The following is a 5,537-nucleotide window of genomic DNA, read 5'->3' as shown; positions in this document are numbered from 1 at the left end:
CCCCGCTGGCGTACGACGGCCCGCTGCGCTCCCGCCTGGACGCCCTGCGCGAACTCGTCGGGCTCTCCCGCGCCCGCCTGGACAGCCGTACCCTCGCCGAGGCGGGCCGCGTGCTGGACGAGGCCGCCGCGCGCCGCAAGCTCTCCGGCCGGCACACCGTCGTCGCCCTCGCCGGCGCCACCGGCAGCGGCAAGTCCCAGCTGTTCAACGCGCTCGCCGGCGTCCCCATCTCGGAGACCGGTGTACGGCGGCCGACCACGGCCGCGCCCATCGCGTGCAGCTGGAGCGACGGCGCCGCCGGCCTCATCGACCGGCTGGGCATCCCGGGCCGGCTGCGCCGCCGCCCGCTGCACGGCCCGGACACCGAGGGGCAGCTGCGCGGTCTGGTCCTGGTGGACCTGCCCGACCACGACTCCGCCGCCGTACAGCACCGCGAACAGGTCGACCGGATCCTGAAGCTGGTCGACGCGGTCATCTGGGTGGTCGACCCCGAGAAGTACGCCGACGCCGTCCTGCACGAGCGCTACCTGCGGCCGATGGCCGGCCACGCGGAGATCATGTTCGTCGTCCTCAACCAGGTGGACCGGCTGCCCGGGGACGCCGCCGACCAGGTCCTGGACGATCTGCGGCGGCTGCTGGACGAGGACGGCATCGCGCTCGGCGAGCACGGCGAACCGGGCGCCACCGTGCTCGCCCTGTCCGCGCTCACCGGCGAGGGCGTCGGTGAACTGCGCGAGGCGCTCGGCCAGTTCGTGGCGGAGCGTGGCGCCGCGGCCCGCCGGGTGGCGGCCGACCTGGACTCCGCCGCGGCCGAGCTGCGACCGGTCTACGCCACCGGCCGGCGGGTCGGCCTCAGCGAGGAGGCGCGCGAGGAGTTCGCCGCGCGGCTCGCGGACGCGGTGGGCGCCACCGCGGCGGGCGAGGCCGCCGAACGCGCCTGGCTGCGCAACGCGGGCCGCGCCTGCGGCACGCCCTGGCTGCGGCTGTGGCGCTGGTACCAGGGCCGTTCCGACTCCACGACCGGCCGCCACCAGGTACGCGCCCAGGCCGACGAGGAGGCCACGGCCCGCCAGCGCGTCGAACAGGCGGTCCGTACGGTGTCCGAACGGGCCTCGGCCGGGTTGCCCGCGCCCTGGGCCCAGGCGGTGCGCGAGGCGGCCGTACGCGGCTCCCAGGGGCTGTCCGAGGCGCTGGACGACCTGGCGGCGCGGGCCGGGCTGCCGACGGGCCGCCCGCCGCGGCCGGGCTGGTGGCCGGTGGCCGTACTGGTCCAGGCGGCGATGACCCTGCTGCAGATCGCGGGCGGCGCCTGGCTGACGGGGCAGATCGCCGGGCTGATGGCACCCAACCTGGGGGTTCCGGTGCTGCTGATGGTGTGCGGGATCATCGGCGGTCCGCTGGTGGAGTGGGCCTGCCGGATGGCGGCCCGGGGGCCCGCACGGCGTTACGGCCAGGAGGCGGAACGGAGACTGCGGGAGGCGGCGGCGAGCTGCGGCCGGGCCCGGGTGCTCGATCCGGTGGCGGCGGAGCTGCTGCGGTACCGGGAGGTGCGGGAGCAGTACGGCAGGGTCGTGCGGACCGGGGTGGGCTGAGGGTTCTCGGCGCGGGCGGGGCCGGCGGGGACGAGGCGTCACCCGTGCGGGTGGCCGGGTTTTCCACAGGCGGGCGGCCGTCCACAGCGCTCAGCGGGCCCGGCCCGGCGGAGGCAGTCTGGGGCCACGGCGATCGCACGGCGGGTCCGGCCGCGGAGGCGGCGGGCGGCACGGGCGGTCGCGGGACGTGCCGGTGCGTACGGCAGTCGTACGCGCCGGCACGGCAGACGCAGCCGTACGGGACGGGCCCGTACGCGTGTCCGCCCGGCCGAGGGGACGGGCGGGGGAGGGGAGCGAGGACGTGAACGAGACCATCGTCTGTGTGGTGGGCAACGTGGCGACCCAGCCGGTGTACCGCGAGGTGGCGGCGGGGCCGTCGGCCCGGTTCCGGCTGGCGGTGACCGCGCGCTACTGGGACCGGGAGCGGAACGTGTGGACGGACGGGCACACCAACTTCTTCACCGTGTGGGCCAACCGGCAGCTCGCGGCCAACGTGGCCGCGTGCGTGGAGGTGGGGCAGCCGGTCGTCGTCCAGGGCCGGCTGAAGGTGCGCACCGAGGTGCGGGAGGGACAGCAGCAGTGGGCCTCCGCCGACATCGACGCCGTGGCGATCGGCCACGACCTGTCGCGCGGTACGGCGCTCTTCCAGCGCGCGGTCAGGCCGGAGACGCCACCCACGGCGGCCCGGCCCGAGCCGAACTGGGAGACACCACGGTCGGCGGACCCGCAGGACGGCCAGGAGCGGCAACAGGGGCAGGAGGCCGTGGCGGTGACATGACGTCAGCCACGCCGCGCCGCCGGCCGCGACCGCCCGTCGGCAGGCCCGCCGAACGGGCACAACACACCGTACGAACCGGTGGATTTGTCGATATGGCCAGCTCACGGACGGTCCCGGCGATAACGATTGCGGATCGGATCGGCCATCGGATGATCCGACCGACGGGTGAGGCTCCGGCTGATCCATAGGATGCCGGGCGTGCCCCTAGGGGCTGCCGATTCTGCTGGTGGGACCGTCCCCCACGTCCAACGGGTCCTGCTCGAAGGGGAATTCTGTGCTTGCTGCGCTCTCTGGGTTCCGCCGGTCCACCGGACCGGCCCGCCTGGCCGCCGCCACCACGATGTCCGGCCTCGTGGCGGCCGGCGTGCTGTCCGGCGCCGGTACGGCAGCGGCCGAGGGGAGACCGCAGACGCAGGGCGGGGCGACGGCCACGATCAACGGCCTGAAGACCTACGGCGAGGCCGTGATCCACGAGGACGGCGGCGACCAGCAGGTGTCCGCGGGCCTGTTCGAGATGTCCGTGGACGGCGGCGGCACCCTCCAGACGTACTGCGTCGATCTGCACAACCCGACCCAGCGGGACGCCCGGTACCAGGAGACCCCCTGGAGCGGCACCTCGCTGGGCACCAACAAGGACGCGGGCCGGATCCGCTGGATCCTGCAGAACTCCTACCCCCAGGTCAACGACCTCGCCGCGCTCGCCCGGCGGGCGGGCACGAGCGGGCTGACCGAGCAGGACGCCGCGGCCGGCACCCAGGTGGCCATCTGGCGCTACTCCGACGGCGCGAAGGTCGACGCCGTGGACCCGCAGGCCGAGAAGCTCGCCGACTACCTGGAGAAGAGCGCCCGGAGCGTCGCCGAGCCGCGGGCCTCGCTCAGCCTGGATCCGCCCGCCGTCTCCGGCCGGCCGGGCGACCTGCTCGGACCGGTGACCGTGCACACCAACGCGGACGCGGTCACCGTGAGCCCGCCGGCGGACGCGGCCACCAGCGGGGTGCGGATCATCGACGGGACCGGCAAGGCGGTCACCTCGGCGAAGAACGGCAGCAAGCTGTACTTCGACGTTCCCGACGACGAAGCCGGGGGTGCCGCCCATGCTTCCGGCGGTGGGGGAGGGACGGCCGAGCTGACCGTGCAGGCGTCGACCACCGTGCCGGTGGGCCGGGCCTTCGCCTCCGAGAGCCGCAGCCAGACCCAGATCCTGGCCGGCTCCAGCGAGTCCACGGTCTCCGCGACCGCGACGGCCGGCTGGGCGGCCGAGGGCGCCATACCGGCGGTGTCGGCCCGCAAGAACTGCGCCAAGGGCGGCGTGGACGTCACCGCGGCCAACAAGGGCGACGAGCCGTTCACCTTCCGGCTGATGGGCGCCGAGCACACGATCCCCGCGGGCGCGTCCCGCACGGTGACCGTGCCGCTCCAGGAGGACCGGGCCTACGACTTCACGATCACCGGCCCGCACGGCTTCAGCCACCGCTTCACCGGAGTCCTGGACTGCAAGACCCAGGGCGCGATCAGCACGGAGACGGCCCAGCTCCACACCGAGCCCAGCCCCGCCACGGTGGGCGGCGGCACGGCCCCGGACACCAACCTGGCCGCGACCGGCGGTTCCGCGATCACCCCGTTGATCGCGGGCGTGGCCATCGGCCTGGTGGTGATCGGCGGCGCGGTCCTGATCGTGCTGCGCAAGAAGGAGACGCCTCCGGGCGCGTGAGCCGTCCCCGTGGGGATGGCCGGCGCGCGTGCGGGCCGGGGAGAAGCCTCCGGGCACGTGAGCCGGCGGCCCCCGGCCGGCTGGCTCGGTCATCGTCCCTTCCGTGGGGGCGGCCCCCGGCCGGCTGGCTCGGTCACCGTCCCCTCCGTGGGGGCGGTTGCCGGCCGGCCCGCCGGAGGAGCGGCCGGTCAGCAGCCGATCGGGGCCGAGCCGACGGCCACGTCGTCGAACCACAGGGTGTCGTCGCCGGTGCCGTAGCTCTCCCAGCCGAGCCGCAGAGCGGTCGGGCGGGGCGGTGTGGTCCGGGCGAGCCACTGCTGGTCGACGTCCTGCGTGGGTACCCCGTCCGCGTGCAGTCCCGGCACCTGCTCGGCGCCGAGCCAGGTGTCCAGTCCGGGCGCGGAGGTGTCGACCGCGAACCGCAGGCACTGCCAGCTGCCCGTCGGAAGCGGCCTGCTCAGCGCCACTCCGGCCGGGCTCTGCGCGGGCAGGGTGGCGTCGTCGCTCTCCCGGTTCCACTGGAGGGCGCCGTTCTGCCCGCCGACCCGCAGCGCCCGGCCGCCCTGGGAGGCGTCCGGCATCGACACGAAGGTGACATGGGCGGAGGGGAGCGCGGTGGTGTGCCGGACCCACAGACGGACGTGGAGCACCGGGCCGACCGACGACAGATCGGCGGTGGCGGCGACGAAGGCGTGGTTGCAGTACCCGGCCCGCCCGTCCACCCGCAGTGACCGGGTGCCGCTGTGCGCGACAGCCGTGTCGACGGCCGCCGTGCCCGTGCCCTGGCAGTCGGGCGCGGTGAACCGCCAGCCGCCGGACGGGGAGGTGCCGGTCTGGTCCTCGAAGTCGGTGCAGAGGGCGGCGCCGCCGCAGTCGGCGGGTGACGGTGTGGGGCCCGGAGTCCCCGGTGTGGTGGGAGGCGTGGTAGGCGGGACGGTGCCGTCACCGCAGGGCACGCCGTTGAGGCTGAAGTCGGTGGGCGTGGGGGCGGCGGACCGCCAGGTCCCCTGGAGACCGAATGCGGTGCCCGCACCGCTGGGCAGGGCGGCGTTCCAGTCCGTGCCGACGGCGGTCACGGAGCGGCCGGTCTGGGTGACGGTGGCGTTCCAGGCGGAGGTGACGAGCTGGTCGCCGCCGTAGGTCCAGGTCAGCCGCCAGCCGCTGAGCGCGGGGCCGAGGTTGGTCACACGGATCTGGGCGGTGTAGCCGCCGGTCCACTGGTCGGCGGCGTAGTCGACCCGGCATCCCGGCGCGCTGTCCGCGCCGCTGGCGGGCACCGCGACCAGGAGGGACACCGCCAGCGCGAGGGTGGCCGTGGCCGCCGTCCAGGGTCTGCGCACCCATCGCGGGCAGCGCGCGAGCAGGGTGGGCATGTGTGCCTCCTAGGGCCGGGAGTTCTGGGAGCGCTCCCGGTACGGGATCGGGTCGGTCGGTCGGTCGGACGCGGCACCGGTCT

The 5,537-nt window shown here is 75.4% G+C and carries 4 protein-coding genes; 3 read left to right on the top strand and 1 reads right to left on the bottom strand.

The genetic code is table 11. The features are described 5' to 3' along the window. The 3 genes from CCN44_RS37025 to CCN44_RS37015 form a co-directional block, all read left to right on the top strand. A partial coding sequence (locus CCN44_RS37025; RefSeq protein WP_208639920.1) for a YfjP family GTPase occupies positions 1-1,592 on the top strand: 1,592 nt, incomplete at its 5' end. A gap of 301 nt (positions 1,593-1,893) precedes the next feature. After that, complete coding sequence (locus CCN44_RS37020; protein ID WP_086703100.1) at positions 1,894-2,370, top strand: single-stranded DNA-binding protein; 477 nt, start codon at positions 1,894-1,896, stop codon at positions 2,368-2,370. Between the two features lie 340 nt (positions 2,371-2,710). Then, positions 2,711-4,081 carry a Cys-Gln thioester bond-forming surface protein gene (locus CCN44_RS37015; protein ID WP_208639921.1) on the top strand — a complete coding sequence of 457 codons (1,371 nt, stop codon included), beginning with the start codon at positions 2,711-2,713 and terminating at the stop codon, positions 4,079-4,081. Between the two features lie 188 nt (positions 4,082-4,269). Here the strand turns inward: CCN44_RS37015 and CCN44_RS37010 are convergent, their stop codons facing one another. Further along, a complete protein-coding gene (locus CCN44_RS37010) occupies positions 4,270-5,454 on the bottom strand; it encodes a cellulose-binding domain-containing protein (RefSeq protein WP_086703096.1) in 1,185 nt (394 codons plus the stop codon). Between the last annotated feature and the right edge of the window lie 83 nt (positions 5,455-5,537).

Origin of the sequence: Streptomyces tricolor (genome assembly GCF_002155905.1) — a bacterium.
Classification (GTDB): domain Bacteria; phylum Actinomycetota; class Actinomycetes; order Streptomycetales; family Streptomycetaceae; genus Streptomyces; species Streptomyces tricolor.
The sequence above is the reverse complement of the archived record's forward strand: the minus strand, read 5'-3'. Positions and strand labels throughout refer to the sequence as shown.

What these genes read in the sequence shown, in the direction of transcription:
- CCN44_RS37015 (WP_208639921.1), top strand. Translation starts at nt 2,711, where the DNA reads ATGTCCGGCCTCGTGGCGGCCGGCGTGCTGTCCGGCGCCGGTACGGCA.
- CCN44_RS37010 (WP_086703096.1), bottom strand. Translation starts at nt 5,454, where the DNA reads ATGCCCACCCTGCTCGCGCGCTGCCCGCGATGGGTGCGCAGACCCTGG.